The sequence below is a fragment of the Pseudomonas sp. S07E 245 genome (assembly GCF_019599025.1).
GTDB classification, from domain to species: domain Bacteria; phylum Pseudomonadota; class Gammaproteobacteria; order Pseudomonadales; family Pseudomonadaceae; genus Aquipseudomonas; species Aquipseudomonas shirazensis.
In genome coordinates, this window is the sequence record NZ_CP080625.1 from 277,987 (window position 1) to 294,789 (window position 16,803).

At 61.5% G+C, this 16,803-nt stretch carries 17 protein-coding genes; 15 read left to right on the top strand and 2 right to left on the bottom strand.

Going from position 1 to position 16,803, the window contains the following annotated elements; translation table 11 throughout:
- The first annotated feature begins 17 nt into the window (after positions 1–17).
- The 7 genes from K3F44_RS01265 to ispD all read left to right on the top strand — a co-directional run bounded on the left by K3F44_RS01265 (position 18) and on the right by ispD (position 7,653).
- Entirely contained in the window at positions 18–965 is a 948-nt protein-coding gene (locus tag K3F44_RS01265; protein WP_101317270.1) for an acetyl-CoA carboxylase carboxyltransferase subunit alpha, read from the top strand.
- 56 nt (positions 966–1,021) lie between these two features.
- A complete protein-coding gene (tilS, locus tag K3F44_RS01270) occupies positions 1,022–2,317 on the top strand; it encodes a tRNA lysidine(34) synthetase TilS (protein ID WP_220633209.1) in 1,296 nt (431 codons plus the stop codon).
- A 270-nt stretch (positions 2,318–2,587) separates the two neighbouring features.
- On the top strand, positions 2,588–4,216 hold the full coding sequence (locus tag K3F44_RS01275; protein WP_101317274.1) for a CTP synthase: 1,629 nt from the start codon (positions 2,588–2,590) through the stop codon (positions 4,214–4,216).
- A 3-nt stretch (positions 4,217–4,219) separates the two neighbouring features.
- Positions 4,220–5,065 carry a 3-deoxy-8-phosphooctulonate synthase gene (kdsA, locus tag K3F44_RS01280; RefSeq protein WP_101317276.1) on the top strand — a complete coding sequence of 282 codons (846 nt, stop codon included), beginning with the start codon at positions 4,220–4,222 and terminating at the stop codon, positions 5,063–5,065.
- A 154-nt stretch (positions 5,066–5,219) separates the two neighbouring features.
- Positions 5,220–6,509 (top strand): phosphopyruvate hydratase, encoded by a 1,290-nt coding sequence (gene eno, locus K3F44_RS01285; protein WP_101317278.1) that lies wholly within the window; start codon positions 5,220–5,222, stop codon positions 6,507–6,509.
- A 158-nt stretch (positions 6,510–6,667) separates the two neighbouring features.
- Positions 6,668–6,949 carry a cell division protein FtsB gene (gene ftsB / locus K3F44_RS01290; protein ID WP_101317280.1) on the top strand — a complete coding sequence of 94 codons (282 nt, stop codon included), beginning with the start codon at positions 6,668–6,670 and terminating at the stop codon, positions 6,947–6,949.
- Entirely contained in the window at positions 6,946–7,653 is a 708-nt protein-coding gene (gene ispD, locus K3F44_RS01295; protein ID WP_101317282.1) for a 2-C-methyl-D-erythritol 4-phosphate cytidylyltransferase, read from the top strand. The genes ftsB and ispD overlap by 4 nt, the downstream gene beginning before the upstream one ends.
- Positions 7,654–7,657: 4 nt before the next feature.
- On the opposite strand, the gene K3F44_RS01300 is transcribed toward ispD, so the two are convergent.
- A complete protein-coding gene (locus K3F44_RS01300; protein WP_181088645.1) occupies positions 7,658–8,554 on the bottom strand; it encodes a LysR substrate-binding domain-containing protein in 897 nt (298 codons plus the stop codon).
- A gap of 108 nt (positions 8,555–8,662) precedes the next feature.
- Here K3F44_RS01300 and K3F44_RS01305 point away from each other — a divergent pair, with 108 nt between their 5' ends.
- From K3F44_RS01305 to rpoS, 8 genes are all read left to right on the top strand, one after another.
- Positions 8,663–9,775 carry an S-(hydroxymethyl)glutathione dehydrogenase/class III alcohol dehydrogenase gene (locus tag K3F44_RS01305; protein ID WP_103436338.1) on the top strand — a complete coding sequence of 371 codons (1,113 nt, stop codon included), beginning with the start codon at positions 8,663–8,665 and terminating at the stop codon, positions 9,773–9,775.
- Positions 9,776–9,783: 8 nt separating this feature from the next.
- Entirely contained in the window at positions 9,784–10,638 is an 855-nt protein-coding gene (gene fghA / locus K3F44_RS01310) for an S-formylglutathione hydrolase (RefSeq protein WP_181088542.1), read from the top strand.
- Positions 10,639–10,731: 93 nt separating this feature from the next.
- The gene (ispF, locus tag K3F44_RS01315) at positions 10,732–11,205 is read left to right on the top strand and encodes a 2-C-methyl-D-erythritol 2,4-cyclodiphosphate synthase (protein WP_101317291.1); all 474 of its coding nucleotides are present in this window, start codon (positions 10,732–10,734) and stop codon (positions 11,203–11,205) included.
- Positions 11,202–12,260, top strand: a complete 1,059-nt coding sequence (gene truD / locus K3F44_RS01320; RefSeq protein ID WP_150572018.1) for a tRNA pseudouridine(13) synthase TruD — start codon at positions 11,202–11,204, stop codon at positions 12,258–12,260. The genes ispF and truD overlap by 4 nt, the downstream gene beginning before the upstream one ends.
- Positions 12,248–12,997: a 5'/3'-nucleotidase SurE gene (gene surE / locus K3F44_RS01325; RefSeq protein ID WP_150570857.1), complete on the top strand. Its 750-nt coding sequence runs from the start codon at positions 12,248–12,250 to the stop codon at positions 12,995–12,997. Before truD ends, surE begins: the two co-directional genes overlap by 13 nt.
- Positions 12,998–13,035: 38 nt before the next feature.
- Positions 13,036–13,674 carry a protein-L-isoaspartate(D-aspartate) O-methyltransferase gene (locus K3F44_RS01330; RefSeq protein ID WP_178080818.1) on the top strand — a complete coding sequence of 213 codons (639 nt, stop codon included), beginning with the start codon at positions 13,036–13,038 and terminating at the stop codon, positions 13,672–13,674.
- A gap of 201 nt (positions 13,675–13,875) precedes the next feature.
- The gene (locus tag K3F44_RS01335) at positions 13,876–14,730 is read left to right on the top strand and encodes a peptidoglycan DD-metalloendopeptidase family protein (protein ID WP_103436343.1); all 855 of its coding nucleotides are present in this window, start codon (positions 13,876–13,878) and stop codon (positions 14,728–14,730) included.
- A gap of 108 nt (positions 14,731–14,838) precedes the next feature.
- Positions 14,839–15,846, top strand: coding sequence for an RNA polymerase sigma factor RpoS (gene rpoS, locus K3F44_RS01340; RefSeq protein WP_101317301.1), 1,008 nt, complete (start codon positions 14,839–14,841; stop codon positions 15,844–15,846).
- 499 nt (positions 15,847–16,345) lie between these two features.
- Here the strand turns inward: rpoS and fdxA are convergent, their stop codons facing one another.
- A complete protein-coding gene (gene fdxA / locus K3F44_RS01345; RefSeq protein ID WP_101317303.1) occupies positions 16,346–16,669 on the bottom strand; it encodes a ferredoxin FdxA in 324 nt (107 codons plus the stop codon).
- Positions 16,670–16,803 lie beyond the last annotated feature (134 nt).

Consider the following 16,803-nt stretch of genomic DNA (forward strand, 5'->3'; position numbering starts at 1 on the left):
ACCCAAGACGGATGCCTATGAACCCGAATTTCCTCGATTTCGAACAGCCGATTGCCGACCTGCAAGCCAAGATTGAAGAGCTGCGTCTGGTTGGCAATGACAACTCGCTGAACATCAGCGATGAGATTGCCCGTCTGCAAGACAAGAGCAGCACCCTCACCGAAAGCATCTTCAGCAATCTGACCAGCTGGCAGATTGCGCGCCTGGCACGTCACCCGCGCCGGCCGTACACACTGGACTACCTGCAGCACATCTTCACCGAGTTCGAAGAGCTGCACGGCGACCGCCACTTCTCCGACGACGCTGCCATTGTTGGTGGTACTGCGCGTCTGGACGGCAAGCCGGTGATGGTCATCGGTCACCAGAAAGGCCGCGAAGTGCGCGAGAAGGTGCGTCGCAACTTCGGTATGCCGCGTCCGGAAGGCTACCGCAAGGCCTGCCGCCTGATGGAAATGGCTGAGCGCTTCAAGATGCCGATCCTGACCTTCATCGATACTCCGGGTGCCTACCCAGGCATCGACGCCGAAGAGCGCAACCAGAGCGAGGCTATTGCCTGGAACCTGCGTGTCATGGCGCGGCTGAAAACTCCGATTATCGCCACCGTGATTGGCGAAGGTGGTTCGGGCGGTGCGCTGGCCATTGGTGTCTGTGACCAGTTGAACATGCTGCAGTACTCCACCTATGCGGTGATCTCGCCGGAAGGTTGCGCTTCGATCCTGTGGAAAACCGCCGACAAGGCTGCCGATGCAGCCGAAGCGATGGGTATCACTGCCGAGCGCCTGAAGAGCCTGAATATCGTCGACCAAGTGATCGAGGAGCCGCTGGGCGGCGCCCATCGTGATCCAGTCAAGGTTTCGCAAACCATTCGTGGCGAGCTGATTCAGCAGCTGGATATGCTCAGTGGGCTGGACCATGACACGCTGCTCAAGCGTCGTTATGACCGCCTGATGAGCTACGGTCTCTGATCTGAGTTGATGCCGTCGGGGTCGCGCAGCGACCCCAGCTTCTCAGTGAGGCACACATGATCGACCTCACCCACAGCCTTTCCCCCTGGCAGCACGCTCCCGCGTGGTATGTCGCCCTCTCCGGCGGCCTCGACTCCAGCGTCCTTCTGCACCTTCTCGCTGACTACACCCGCCACCACCACGCGCCCCCCCTGCGTGCCATCCACATCCACCACGGCCTGCAAGCCGCCGCCGACAGCTGGCCAGCCCATTGCCAATCCCTGTGCGACAAGCTCGCCATCGAACTGCAGGTCATCCACGTCACGGTCGCGCCCGGCGCCAGCCTCGAGCAAGCCGCGCGCAATGCTCGCTATCACGCCTTTGCCGACATTCTGCGCCCCGGTGAAGTCCTGTTCACCGGCCAGCACCGCGACGATCAGGCTGAAACCCTGCTGTTCAGGCTATTGCGCGGCGCCGGCTTGCGTGGCCTGGCGGCAATGCCAGCAGCCAGGCCGCTTGGCCAGGGGCAGTTGGTCAGGCCATTGCTGGCCCTGTCGCGGCAACAATTGCACAGCTATGCCGAGCAGTCCCAACTGCGCTGGATAGAAGACCCGAGCAATGCCGACACCCACTACGCCCGTAATTTTCTGCGCGGCGAGGCTTTGCCGCTGCTGCACCAGCGCTGGCCGCAAGCCAGCCAGAGCCTGGCGCGCAGTGCCGATCATCTGGGCGAGGCGCTGAGCCTGCTCAACGAACTCGCCGCTGACGACCTGGCGCTGGCAGGGCAGGGCGCTCCGAGCGCATGGCCTGGGCTGGACTCACTCGCTCTGGAAGCGCTCAAGGCACTCTCGCCCGCCCGTCAGCGCAATGCTTTGCAGTACTGGTTAAGCACTCGCACGCGGTTGCCGGATAGCCGCCATTGGGTCGGTTGGGAAGCGTTGCGCGACGCCGCCGATGACGCGCAACCCATCTGGCGCCTGGCCGACGGTCAGTTGCAACGCAGCCACGGCCGCATCTGGTGGCTCAGCGGCGATTGGCTGGCCGCCCCTTCAGGCGAGCTTGCCTGGCCGGATCATGGCCGGCCGCTAGAGTTGCCGGGCAACGGCCGCGTACGCCTGTGCGGTACGTTGCCGCAGGCAGCGCTGCGGATTGCCTATCGTCAGGGCGGCGAACGGCTGGCGCTACCCGGCCGCGGCCACCGCGACCTCAAGCGCTTGCTCAACGAACATCAGGTGCCACACTTCATTCGGCCAAGGCTGCCGCTGCTGTGGCAGGGCGAGCGCCTGCTGGCAGTGGCCAACCTGCCGCAACTGGCCCAGGGCGACTGTACCTTGGAGTGGCGGATGCCGAGCAACGCGCAAGGTTTGAGCTGAGGATTAGATTCCGGTAGACTACCCTCCCTTCTTGATACAACTTCTGTGGCTTCATCGAAAACACAGCAGTTGCCGATTACCAAGCAGTTTTTTGCTGGGCTGATTTCCTAAAATGACGAGCGAGCTCCATGCCGGGTATGCACCTGGTCTGTACAGACGCGGCAGTTTTTCGAGATGCACTGTGATTGACGCAGGTGATCGGGGGCTTCGGCCTTCCTTCGCTTTCTCCGGCGGCGCTAGCCGCTTTAACGCAGACTTCTAGGGTTTTTCATGACGCGCTACATATTCGTCACGGGCGGTGTTGTTTCTTCATTGGGGAAAGGCATTGCCTCGGCTTCCCTGGCGGCCATCCTGGAAGCGCGGGGGCTTAAGGTCACCATGCTCAAACTGGATCCGTACATCAACGTCGATCCAGGCACCATGAGCCCGTTCCAGCATGGTGAGGTGTTCGTCACCCATGACGGCGCCGAGACCGACCTTGACCTGGGCCACTATGAGCGGTTCATCCGCACCACGATGACCCAGAACAACAACTTCACCACTGGCCGTGTCTACGAGCACGTGCTGCGCAAAGAGCGCCGTGGTGATTACCTGGGCGCGACCATTCAGGTCATCCCGCACATCACCGACGAAATCAAGCGCCGCATCATCAAGGGTGCTGGCGACGCTGACGTTGCCTTGGTCGAAATCGGCGGCACGGTCGGCGACATCGAGTCGCAACCGTTCCTCGAGGCGATCCGCCAGTTGCGCTTCGAAGTCGGCGCCAAGCGCGCGATGCTGATGCACCTGACGCTGGTGCCGTACATCGCCACTGCTGGCGAGACCAAGACCAAGCCGACTCAGCACTCGGTCAAGGAACTGCGCTCGATCGGCCTGCAGCCTGACGTGCTGGTGTGCCGCTCCGATCACCCGATCGACAACTCGTCGCGCCGCAAGATCGCCCAGTTCACCAACGTTGAAGAACGTGCGGTGATCGCGCTGGAAGACGCCGACACCATCTACAAGATCCCGGGCATCCTGCATGCACAGGGTCTGGACGACTTCGTCACCGAGCGCTTTGGCCTGCAGTGCGACAGCGCTGACCTGTCCGAGTGGGACAAGGTGGTCGACGCCAAGCTCAACCCTGAGCATGAAGTCACCATCGCCATGGTCGGCAAGTACATGGAGCTGCTGGATGCGTACAAGTCGCTGATCGAAGCGATGAGCCACGCCGGTATCCAGAATCGCACCAAGGTCAACCTGCGTTACATCGACTCCGAAGACATCGAGAACCAGGGCACCAGCCTGCTCGAAGGTGCTGATGCCATTCTGGTCCCGGGCGGCTTCGGTCTGCGCGGTGTCGAAGGCAAGATCAAGGCGGTCCAGTTCGCTCGCGAGAACAAGGTGCCGTACCTGGGTATCTGCCTGGGCATGCAGGTTGCCGTGATCGAGTTCGCCCGTAACGTAATGGGCTGGGCCGACGCCAACTCCACCGAGTTCGACCGCAACAGCGAGCACCCGGTGGTGGGTCTGATTACCGAGTGGGCCGACAACACCGGTTCCGTCGAAACCCGTACCGAAGCCTCCGATCTGGGCGGCACCATGCGTCTGGGCGCCCAGGAATGCCAGCTGATCGGCAACTCCAAGGTCCACGATTGCTATGGCAAGGACGTGATCGTCGAGCGTCACCGCCACCGCTACGAGGTCAACAACAACCTGCTGCCGCAGATGATTGAAGCTGGCCTGCAGATTTCCGGGCGTTCCGGTGACGGCGCGTTGGTCGAAGTGGTCGAGTCGAAGGACCATCCGTGGTTCGTTGCTTGCCAGTTCCACCCCGAGTTCACATCCACCCCGCGTGACGGTCATCCGCTGTTCAGCGGCTTCGTCAAGGCGGCACTGGTCCAGAAGAACAAGGCCTGATCCATGACCCAGAAGATCATTCGCGTCGGTAACATCGAGATCGCCAACGACAAGCCGTTCGTTCTGTTCGGTGGCATGAACGTGCTTGAGTCGCGTGATCTGGCCATGAAGGTTTGCGAAGAGTACGTGCGGGTTACCGAAAAGCTCGGTATCCCTTACGTGTTCAAGGCCAGTTTCGACAAGGCCAACCGCTCTTCGGTCAGCTCCTACCGCGGCCCGGGCATGGAAGCAGGGCTGAAGATCTTCGAAGAGATCAAACAGACCTTCAACGTGCCGGTCATCACCGACGTGCACGAGCCGTATCAGGCTGCACCGGTTGCCGAAGTCTGCGACATCATCCAGTTGCCGGCCTTCCTCTCGCGTCAGACCGATCTGGTCGTGGCGATGGCCAAGACCGGCGCAGTGATCAACATCAAGAAAGCCCAGTTCCTTGCACCTCAGGAGATGAAACACATCCTGGCCAAGTGCGTCGAGGCGGGTAACGATCAGTTGATCCTGTGCGAGCGTGGCTCGAGCTTCGGCTACAACAACCTGGTTGTGGACATGCTCGGCTTTGGCCTGATGAAGCAGTTCGAGTACCCGGTGTTCTTCGACGTGACCCATGCCCTGCAGATGCCGGGTGGTCGCTCGGACTCTGCCGGCGGCCGCCGCGGCCAGGTCACCGACCTGGCCAAGGCTGGCATGAGCCAGGGTCTGGCCGGGTTGTTCCTGGAAGCACACCCGGACCCGGACAACGCCAAGTGCGATGGTCCATGCGCGCTGCGCCTGGACAAACTGGAGCCATTCCTGGCCCAGCTCAAGCAATTGGACGACCTGGTGAAAAGTTTTCCGACGGTAGAAACCGCGTAACACTCATTTCTCGGGTAAAGTACCGCCCGTTCTACCCCTGACCCTCGGGTCAGGGGCTCCCCTTCGCCAGGCCTGCCCTCTGCGTATTCGCCTGGTGAAAGGCTCGAATTCCCTAAGCTGCGTTGTTTTCGTCAATTCTGGAGTGCTTACAACAATGGCAAAGATCGTCGACATCAAAGGTCGTGAAGTTCTCGATTCGCGTGGCAACCCCACCGTGGAAGCCGATGTACTGCTCGACAACGGCATCATCGGCAGCGCGTGCGCGCCGTCCGGTGCTTCCACCGGCTCGCGCGAAGCGCTGGAGCTGCGTGATGGCGACAAGAGCCGTTACATGGGCAAGGGCGTACTCAAAGCCGTTGCCAACATCAACGGCCCGATCCGCGACCTGCTGCTGGGCAAGGACCCGGTTGACCAGAAAGCCCTCGACCGCGCCATGATCGAACTGGACGGTACCGAGAACAAGGCCAAGCTGGGCGCCAACGCTATCCTCGCCGTGTCGCTGGCAGCTGCCAAAGCCGCCGCACAGGACCAGGACCTGCCGCTGTACGCGCACATTGCCAACCTCAATGGCACTCCAGGCCAGTATTCGATGCCGGTACCGATGATGAACATCATCAACGGCGGCGAGCACGCCGACAACAACGTCGACATTCAAGAGTTCATGGTCCAGCCGGTTGGCGCCAAGACCTTCTCCGACGGCCTGCGCATGGGCACCGAAATCTTCCATCACCTCAAAGCAGTGCTCAAGGCCCGTGGCCTGAACACCGCAGTCGGTGACGAAGGTGGTTTCGCACCAAACCTGGCCTCCAACGAAGACGCTCTGGCAGCCATCGCCGAAGCCGTTGCCAACGCTGGCTACAAGCTGGGCACCGATGTCACCCTGGCCCTGGACTGCGCTGCCAGCGAATTCTACGAAGACGGCAAGTACAACTTGTCCGGTGAAGGCAAGTCGTTCGACTCCGAAGGCTTTGCCGAGTACCTCAAAGGCCTGACCGAGCGCTTCCCGATCATCTCCATCGAAGACGGTCTGGACGAGTCCGACTGGGCTGGCTGGAAGATCCTCACCGACAAGATCGGCGAGAAGATCCAGCTGGTTGGCGATGACCTGTTCGTCACCAACACCAAGATCCTCAAGGAAGGCATCGACAAGAGCATCGGTAACTCGATCCTGATCAAGTTCAACCAGATCGGCTCGCTGACCGAAACCCTCGAAGCCATCCAGATGGCCAAGGCTGCCGGCTACACCGCAGTGATTTCGCATCGCTCCGGCGAAACCGAAGACTCGACCATCGCTGACCTGGCTGTCGGCACTGCCGCTGGCCAGATCAAGACCGGCTCGCTGTGCCGTTCCGACCGCGTCTCCAAGTACAACCAGCTGCTGCGCATCGAAGAGCAACTGGGCGCCAAGGCGGTGTACCGTGGTCGCGACGAGTTTCGCGGCTAAGCAAGAGATGGTAAAAAGGCAGCTGCCGAGGCTGTCTGAGCGTTCTTACTGAGCTTTCAGACACCTCCTACGGGTTTCTGTCAACGAAGCCTGGCCTCGGCCAGGCTTCGTGCTATCGGAAGCCCCGCAGCGGCGGCCTTTTAATCCTGGATACTTTGATGCGCAGTCCTTATTGGTTGTTTCTCATCTTGCTCCTGTTGCTGGGTGGCCTGCAGTACCGCCTTTGGGTGGGCAGTGGCAGCCTGGCGCAAGTGACCGAGCTCAAGCAGCAGATCGACGAACAGCACGCCGAGAACGAACGGCTGCTGGAGCGTAATCGCGTGCTCGACGCGGAAGTCATGGAGTTGAAGAAAGGTATGGAGACCGTCGAGGAACGGGCCCGTCACGAATTGGGCATGGTCAAAGAGGGCGAAACCCTCTTCCAGTTGCCACAGAAATGACCTCGCCACTGCCGGCCTTCTGGGCCGTGATCCCCGCTGCCGGGGTCGGTGCGCGAATGGCTGCCGACCGTCCCAAGCAGTACCTGCAGTTGGGCGGGCGGACTATTATCGAGCACAGCCTCGACTGTTTTCTAGGCCATCCCTCGCTCAAAGGGGTGGTGGTCAGCATTGCTGCCGACGATCCGTACTGGCCAGGCCTGGCCTGCGCCAACGATGCGCGTATCCAGCGTGCTGCCGGCGGGCGCGAGCGGGCCGACTCCGTGCTCAATGCCTTGTTGTTGCTGCATGCTCAAGGCGCGGCAGATGGCGACTGGGTGCTGGTACACGACGCCGCACGGCCGAACCTGGCTCGCAGTGACCTCGACCGGTTGCTGGCGGAACTGGCTGACGATGCGGTGGGCGGCTTGCTTGCAGTGCCGGCCCGCGACACCCTCAAGCGCGCCGACAGCAATGGCCGGGTCAGCGCTACGGTTGACCGCAGCACCATCTGGCAAGCCTTCACGCCGCAGATGTTCCGCCTCGGTGCCCTGCACCGGGCACTGGCCGAATGCCTGGTATCCGATGTGACGGTGACCGACGAGGCGTCGGCGATGGAGTGGTCGGGATTGGCCCCGCGCCTAGTGGAAGGGCGCAGCGACAACATCAAGGTTACCCGCCCCGAAGATCTGGAGTGGTTACGCCAGCGTTGGTCGGCACGCGCCTGACACCTCAGGCACTGCCTGCGTATTCTGGCAACTGTCCAAGCTCCGCCTTCAAGTAATCCACCAGCCTTCTGACCTTGGGCGAGAGATGCCGTTGCTGCGGATACAGCGCCCACACCGCGGTATTGGGCGGCTGATGCGCTTCGAGCAGCGATACCAGAGCGCCGCTACGCAAATGCTCCTGCACGTAGTAGTCCGGCAACTGACACAATCCAATCCCCTGCAGTGCGGCATCCAGCACTGCCTGACCACTGTTGCAGCGCCAGTTGCCCTGCACCCGCTGGCTCAGTTCACGACCTTCCTGTTTCAGCGCCCAGACATCACTGCTGCCAATCAGGCAGTTGTGCCGAGCCAGTTCCGATAGGCTGTGCGGCCGGCCGTAACGCTCCAGATAAGCCGGCGAGGCGCACAGGTACATCTGTCGTGGTGCCAGGCGTGTGGCGACCAGACGTGAGTCCTGCAGGCGGCCCAGGCGGATCGCCAGGTCCATGCCCTCGTGGAGCAAGTCCAGGGTGCGATTGCTCAACTCGACCTCCACCCGCAGCTGCGGGTACTGGGTCATGAAGCGCGTCACCAGTGGCACGATGAAACGCTCGCCATAGGCCACGGCGCAGGTCATGCGCAACAGCCCCTTTGGCTCGCTGGCAAGATCGCCCATCGCCCGCAGGGCCTCCTCGTGGCCATCCTGCAAGCGCTGGCAGTGCTGCAGGAAAGTCTGCCCGGCCTCGCTCAAGGTTACCCGGCGGGTGCTGCGGTAGAGCAAGCGGGTCTGCAAGCGTTCTTCGAGGCGAGCGATTTGGCGGCTGACATGCGAGGACGATACGCCCAGGCGCTCCGCCGCGGCGGTGAACTGGCCAAGCTCGGCCACGGCCACGAATTCATCGATGCCTTCCCAGCGATTGATCATTGATTATCCCTGTATGGCAATAATGTTTTGTCTTGGTCAGGATTATTAATCAAAGTGCGCTGAATTACACTGAATGGATTGCCCACCACTCGCTGGAGATCCCTGATGATCAAGTCCCGTGCCGCCGTAGCCTTCGAGGCCAACAAACCGCTGGAAATCGTTGAAGTCGATGTCGCCATGCCCAAGGCCGGTGAAGTCCTGGTGCGCATCGTTGCCAGCGGTGTCTGCCATACCGACGCCTACACCCTGTCGGGCGCTGACCCGGAAGGCATCTTTCCGTCGATTCTCGGCCATGAAGGTGGCGGTATTGTCGAGGCAGTAGGCGAGGGCGTGACCTCGGTTGCCGTAGGCGATCATGTGATCCCGCTGTACACCCCCGAGTGTGGCCAGTGCAAGTTCTGCCGTTCTGGCAAGACCAACCTGTGCCAGGCAATCCGTGCGACCCAGGGTAAAGGCCTGATGCCTGATGGCACTACGCGCTTCTCCTACAAGGGCCAGCAACTGTTCCACTACATGGGCACCTCGACGTTCTCCGAGTACACCGTGTTGCCGGAAATCTCCGTGGCCAAGATCCAGAAAGAAGCGCCATTGGAAAAAGTCTGCCTGCTCGGCTGTGGCGTGACCACCGGCATCGGCGCCGTGCTCAATACCGCCAAGGTCAAAGAAGGCGACACCGTGGCCATCTTCGGCCTGGGCGGTATCGGCCTGTCGGCGATCATCGGTGCGGCCAAGGCCAAGGCCGGGCGCATCATCGCCGTCGATATCAATCCGAGCAAATTCGAGATCGCCCGCCAGTTGGGTGCCACCGATTGCATCAATCCGAAGGACTATGACCGGCCTATCCAGGAGGTCATCGTCGACCTCACCGATGGCGGTGTGGATTACTCGTTCGAGTGCGTCGGCAACGTGCAACTGATGCGAGCGGCGCTGGAATGCTGCCACAAGGGCTGGGGCGAGTCGGTGATCATCGGCGTGGCCGGTGCCGGCCAGGAAATCGCCACCCGTCCGTTCCAACTGGTGACCGGGCGCGTCTGGCGCGGTTCGGCGTTCGGTGGCGTGCGTGGTCGCAGCGAACTGCCAAGCTACGTCGAGATGTCGCAGCAGGGCGAGATCCCGCTGGATACCTTCATCACCCACACCATGGGCTTGGAAGACATCAACAAAGCCTTCGACCTGATGCACGAAGGTAAAAGCATCCGCAGCGTGATCCACTTCTGAGGTCAGCCATGAGCCTGGAAAACATCTCCTGCCAGAAAAGCTTCGGCGGCTGGCACAAGCGTTACCGGCATCAGTCCAAGGTGCTTGGCTGCGACATGGTGTTTGCCGTGTACCTGCCGCCGCAGGCCGAACAAGGTGCCAAGCTGCCGGTGCTGTACTGGCTGAGCGGCCTGACGTGCAACGACGAGAACTTCATGCAGAAGGCTGGCGCCCAGCGCCTGGCTGCCGAGCTGGGGCTGATCATCGTTGCACCCGACACCAGCCCGCGGGGCGAGCAGGTGCCGGCTGATCCCGATGGCGCCTGGGATTTCGGCCTCGGCGCAGGTTTCTACCTGAATGCCACTCAGCAGCCCTGGGCGCAGCACTACCGCATGCATGATTACGTGGTCGAGGAACTGCCCGCGCTGGTCGAGGCGCACTTCCCGGCGTCGGATCAACGCAGCATCAGCGGCCACTCCATGGGCGGCCACGGTGCGCTGGTGTGCGCCCTGCGCAACCCTGGCCGCTATCAGTCGGTGTCGGCGTTTTCGCCGATCTGCAACCCGATGGACTGCCCGTGGGGCGAGAAGGCGTTCTCCCGTTATCTGGGCGAAGACCGCGCCCGCTGGCGCGAGTGGGATGCCAGCGTGCTGGTGGCCGAAGCCCCGGCCGGGCAATGCCCGCCGTTGCTGATCGAGCAGGGGGATCGGGATGATTTTCTCGCCACCCAGCTCAAACCCGAGGCGCTCGAGCAGGCCGCCCGCAAGGCTGGTCATACGCTGACCTTGCGCCTGCAGCCGGGCTACGATCACAGCTACTACTTCATCGCCAGCTTCATCGATGACCACCTGCGCCACCATGCCGCTGCGCTGGGTCGCCTGTAACTGCTACGTGGGCCGCACTGCGGCCCAACAACTGCGCCCAAGCCTGTGCAAAGCAGGTAGAATCCCGCCCTGACTTTATCAGGGCGTTTTTCTATGCGTATTGGCCATGGCTACGATGTGCACCGGTTTACCGACGGTGATTTCATTACCTTGGGTGGGGTGCAGATTCCTCACAAATACGGCCTGCTGGCCCATTCCGATGGCGACGTAGTGCTGCATGCACTGAGCGACGCCTTGCTCGGCGCCGCTGCGCTGGGTGACATCGGCAAGCACTTTCCGGATACCGACCCGCAGTTCAAGGGCGCCGACAGCCGCGTGCTGTTGCGCCACGTGCTGGCTGTGGTCCAGGCCAAAGGCTGGAAGGTCGGCAACGTCGACGCCACCATTGTTGCCCAGGCGCCGAAAATGGCCCCGCATATCGAAACCATGCGCCAGTTGATCGCCGCCGACCTGCAAGTCGAGCTCGACCAGGTCAACGTCAAGGCCACCACCACCGAGAAGCTCGGTTTCACTGGCCGTGAGGAAGGGATCGCCGTGCATGCGGTAGCCCTGCTGCTGGCGCTATGACCGAATTGGAACTGCTCGGGCCACGCGCTTCGGGTGAAGCGCTGGGCAGCGCTGTGCTCAAGGCAGTCGCGGAAGACTTCCAGGTCGATGAAGTGCTCGACATTCCGCTGACCGGGCAGGGTGAACACCTCTGGCTGTGGGTCGAGAAACGCGACCTCAACACCGAAGAAGCCGCCCGCCGCTTGGCCCGCGCCGCCGGTGTGCCGCTGCGCGCGATCAGCTATGCCGGCCTCAAGGACCGTCAGGCGTTGACCCGCCAGTGGTTCAGCCTGCACCTGCCGGGCAAGGCCGACCCTGACCTGAGCCGCGCCGAAGACGACACCCTGCGCATCCTCAAGCGCGACCGGCACCTGCGCAAGCTGCAGCGCGGCGCGCATTCGGCCAACGGTTTCACTCTGCGCCTGACAGCGTTGACGGCTGACCATGCCGCGCTGGATGCGCGCTTGCACCAGCTCAAGGCCCAGGGCGTGCCCAACTACTTCGGTAGCCAGCGCTTTGGTCATGGCGGCGGTAATGTCCAGGATGCGCAGAGCTGGGCCGAGCGTGCCGCCCTGCCCGAGCAGCGCAATGTGCGTTCGCGGCTGCTCTCGGCCGGACGCAGCTACCTGTTCAACCAGGTGCTGGCAGCGCGGGTCGCCGACGGCAGCTGGCAGCGGGCACAGGTGGGCGACCTGCTGGCGTTCACCGATAGCCGCAGCTTCTTCCCGGCGGGCGAGGCCGAGTGCGCCGATCCGCGTCTGGCCATTCTCGACCTGCACCCGACCGGTCCGCTGTGGGGGGAGGGGCCTACGCCAACCACCGGCGCCACCGCCGAACTGGAATCCGCTGTCGGTGCACAACATGCTGCATTGGGCCATTGGCTGGCGCGGGCGGGCATGAGTCACGAACGGCGCATCCTGCGGCTCCCTATTGGCGGCCTGACGTGGCATTATCCCGAGCTTGATATCCTGCAATTGGAATTCGTCCTGCCGGCCGGATGCTTCGCCACCGTCGTGGTGCGCGAGCTAGTCGATCTGGTGCCGGTAGGGCAGACGGACAGCCCATGCGTATTCTGATTTCCAACGACGACGGTGTTACCGCCCCGGGCCTCGCCGCGCTGCATGCAGCGCTGGCGGACTATGCCGAGTGCGCGGTGATCGCCCCGGACCAAGACAAGAGCGGCGCCGGCAGTTCGCTGACGCTGGACCGGCCACTGCATCCGCAGGTTCTGGCCAATGGCTTCATCAGCCTCAATGGCACGCCCACCGATTGTGTCCACCTGGGGCTCAACGGGCTGTTGCCGCAAACGCCAGAGATGGTCGTCTCGGGGATCAACCTGGGCGCCAATCTGGGCGATGACGTGCTGTATTCCGGCACCGTCGCCGCTGCGCTGGAAGGGCGTTTTCTCGGTGGCACCTCGCTGGCGTTCTCGCTGGTGTCGCGCCAGCCCGACAACCTGCCCGCTGCCGCCCATATTGCCCGGCGCCTGGTCGAGGCGCAGTCGCGCCTGCAGTTGCCGCCGCGCACCGTGCTCAACATCAATATCCCCAACCTGCCGCTGGAGCATATCCGCGGTATTCAGGTCACCCGGCTGGGCCATCGTGCACGTGCGGCGGCGCCCACCAAGGTGGTCAACCCGCGCGGCAAGGAAGGCTACTGGATCGCCGTGGCCGGGGACGCCGAGGATGGCGGCCCGGGTACCGACTTCCATGCCGTTATGCAGGGCTATGTGTCGATCACCCCGCTGCAGCTCGACCGCACCTTCAACGATGCCTTCGACCAGCTCAGCGGCTGGCTGGAGGGCGTGCTCTGATGCGCGAACAGGACGATCTGCAACGCCGCGGAATTGGCATGACCTCGCAACGTACCCGCGAACGGCTGATCCAGCGTCTGACCGAAGAGGGCGTATCCAACCCCAAGGTGCTTGACGTGATCCGCCGTACGCCGCGTCATCTGTTCGTCGATGAAGCACTGGCGCACCGCGCCTACGAAGACACGGCGCTGCCGATCGGGCACAACCAGACCATCTCACAGCCGTTCATGGTTGCGCACATGAGCGAGCTGCTGCTCGAGGCCGGCCCCTTGGACAAGGTGCTGGAAATCGGCACCGGCTCGGGATACCAGACGGCGGTGCTGGCGCAGTTGGTCGAGCGAGTGTTCTCGGTAGAGCGGATCAAGGTCCTGCAGGACCGGGCCAAGGAGCGGCTGCTCGAACTCAACCTGCGCAATGTCGTGTTCCGCTGGGGCGACGGCTGCGATGGCTGGCAGGCGCTGGCGCCTTACAACGGCATTATCGTGACGGCCGTGGCGCCTGAGGTGCCGCAAGCGCTGCTCGATCAACTGGCACCTGGCGGGCGCCTGGTGATCCCGGTTGGCCCCGCTGGCGAGCAACAGCAGCTGTTGATGATCGTCCGTGAAGAGCACGGCTTCTCTCGACGAGTCATGGGTACGGTGCGCTTTGTGCCGCTGCTCAATGGCCCGCTGGCCTGAGTCAAAGGGAATATTTGCAGCTGCAACGAATTCCTGTGGCGTGTACCTGTCTATGTGGCGGGCGAGTGCTGAAAAAACCAAGCACGTCCTGAAAGACTTTTGATGTTTTGCCTGCGCGCCCACACTTCAGTGGGCTCGGTTATAATTGCAACATTATTGCATTTTGTTTAGTCGGTTTTCGGCACCATGAGGGGAGCGCGGGTGGGTCACACAATCAGTCTGCAGCGCAAGGATCGGTCGTTTTTCAAGCTCCTGGTGGTGGCACTGGCCATGGGCACGCTGCTGACGGGCTGTTCCAGTACCGGCTCGAGCAGCGCCCGGGTGGTGGACCGCAACAACGCAGCGCCCAAGCGGCCGACCGTGACCACTGGTCAATACATCGTCAAACCGGGCGACACGATGTTCTCGATCGCCTTCCGTTACGGCTGGGACTACAAGGAGCTGGCAGCGCGCAACAACATTCCGGCGCCTTACACCATTCGCCCAGGTCAGCCGATCCGCTTCAACAGTGGTTCGACCGGTAGTACCACCGTGGTTTCCAGCCCTTCGTCCTCGAGCAAGACCACCGTTACCCGGCGCCCGGTGGGCACACCTGTACCGTCCGTCAGTGGTGGCAAGGTGATAACCAGCGCCCCATCGAGCACCACCACGACCGTTACCACAGTCCCCGCCGCAGAGCGTACGGCTGGCGGCTGGACATGGCCCGCCAACGGCGTATTAATTGGAAAATTTGCTTCAAACGGTAGTTTGAATAAAGGCATTGATATCGCCGGTGATTTGGGACAGCCTGTTTTTGCTGCGTCTGGTGGTGCAGTGGTATACGCCGGGAGTGGATTAAGGGGCTACGGCGAACTGATCATCATCAAACACAGCGATACCTACGTCAGTGCCTACGGTCACAACCGCAGGCTGTTGGTACGGGAAGGGCAGCAGGTCAAGGCAGGGCAGGCTATTGCTGAAATGGGGTCCACGGGCACTGACCGGGTGAAACTGCATTTTGAAATCCGCCGTCAGGGCAAACCCGTCGATCCGCTCCAGTTCTTGCCACGTCGTTGAATGTTGCACCCGGCCTGTTCCTTGGATGTAGAGGGGACAGGCTCCAGCGCTGCCACGGAATCAGGTGCCGCTAGAGTCTGAGTTCGAACTCAGCAAAGGACTATAACAATGGCTCTCAGCAAAGAAGTGCCGGAGTTTGACATCGACGATGACCTTCTCCTGATGGAGACCGGCATCGTTTTGGAAACGGATGTGGTGTCAGACGAACCTGCTGTATCTGCGGTTCGGACCAAGGCCAAATCGGCCTCATCGCTCAAACAGCACAAGTACATCGACTACACTCGGGCACTCGATGCGACTCAGCTGTACCTCAATGAGATCGGCTTCTCGCCGCTGCTCTCTCCCGAAGAAGAAGTGCATTTCGCACGGCTTTCGCAAAAAGGCGACCCTGCAGGTCGCAAGCGCATGATCGAAAGCAACCTGCGCCTGGTTGTGAAAATCGCCCGTCGTTACGTCAATCGCGGCCTGTCGCTGCTCGATTTGATCGAAGAAGGCAACCTTGGCCTGATTCGCGCGGTAGAGAAATTCGACCCAGAGCGTGGCTTCCGTTTCTCCACCTACGCCACTTGGTGGATCCGTCAGACCATCGAACGCGCCATCATGAACCAGACGCGCACCATTCGCCTGCCGATCCATGTGGTCAAGGAACTCAACGTCTACCTGCGCGCTGCGCGTGAGCTGACGCAAAAGCTCGATCACGAGCCGTCCCCCGAAGAAATCGCCAACCTGCTCGAGAAGCCGGTTGCAGAGGTCAAGCGCATGCTCGGGCTCAACGAGCGGGTGTCTTCGGTCGATGTTTCCCTGGGGCCTGACTCCGACAAGACCCTGCTCGATACCCTCACCGATGATCGCCCGACCGACCCTTGCGAACTGCTGCAGGACGATGATCTGTCGCAGAGCATCGATCAGTGGCTGGGTGAGCTGACCGACAAGCAGCGTGAAGTGGTGGTACGCCGCTTTGGTCTGCGCGGCCATGAAAGCAGCACCCTTGAAGATGTCGGCCTGGAGATTGGCCTGACCCGTGAGCGGGTTCGGCAGATTCAGGTCGAGGGGCTCAAGCGTCTGCGCGAGATTCTCGAGAAGAACGGCCTGTCCAGCGAGTCGCTGTTCCAGTAGCGCTGACTGCGTCGAACAACGCCCCGATTTCTCGGGGCGTTTTTTTTTAGCCTTGAGAATGTTGTAGTTGCCACCCTTGTTGCAGCCAGCGTACGAGATTGCTTACGGCCAGCGTAGGAGATTGGCCTATGGGTAAGTAAATCATTGTCGTTTTCAGTAGTTATGAATTCGTAAGTAGCTGATAAATAAAGAATTATTAGACATGTGGAAATATGTCCGCTGTAACAATCAGAGAAATCTCCACGTTGTCTGTTCCGCTGAAATCGCTAGTATCTGAACTGTGCCAACGGACAGGCACAGGCTTTCAGGATGAAAGCCAAGGACATCGCAGGACGCGATTCATCAGGATGATGTACAGGGACAAGCAGGGACTACGGAAAAAAATGTGGGCGGTTCATACCGCCCCTTTTTTTGCCTGCGATTTGAGCTCGCGATTCTCGCCGGGCACAAAAAAAGCGACCCGAGGGCCGCTTTGTTCGAACCAGATGCGCCAAGCGTATCAGCGTTCCAGATCAGCAATCTTGCCAGGCTTGCCATCCCACTCTTCAGCGTCGGCCATGGCATCTTTGCGCTCGGTGATGTTCGGCCAGATCTCCGCCAGCTCGGCGTTCAACTCGATGAAGTTCTCCATGCCGGCAGGCACTTCGTCTTCCGAGAAAATCGCCTGTGCCGGGCACTCTGGCTCGCACAGCGCGCAGTCAATGCACTCGTCCGGATGAATGACCAGGAAGTTCGGGCCTTCATAGAAGCAGTCCACCGGACACACTTCCACACAGTCGGTGTATTTGCACTTGATGCAGTTGTCGGTGACGACGAAGGTCATTCTAATTTTCTCCTCAGGCAACGGCTGCATGCCCTTCCTTGCAGGGCAGCACGGTTCACAGGTATTTGGCTGCAGGCCAGGCTAATAACCTGCAGCACCAGCAAACCGCGCGGGATTCTACCAGCTTGCGCAGG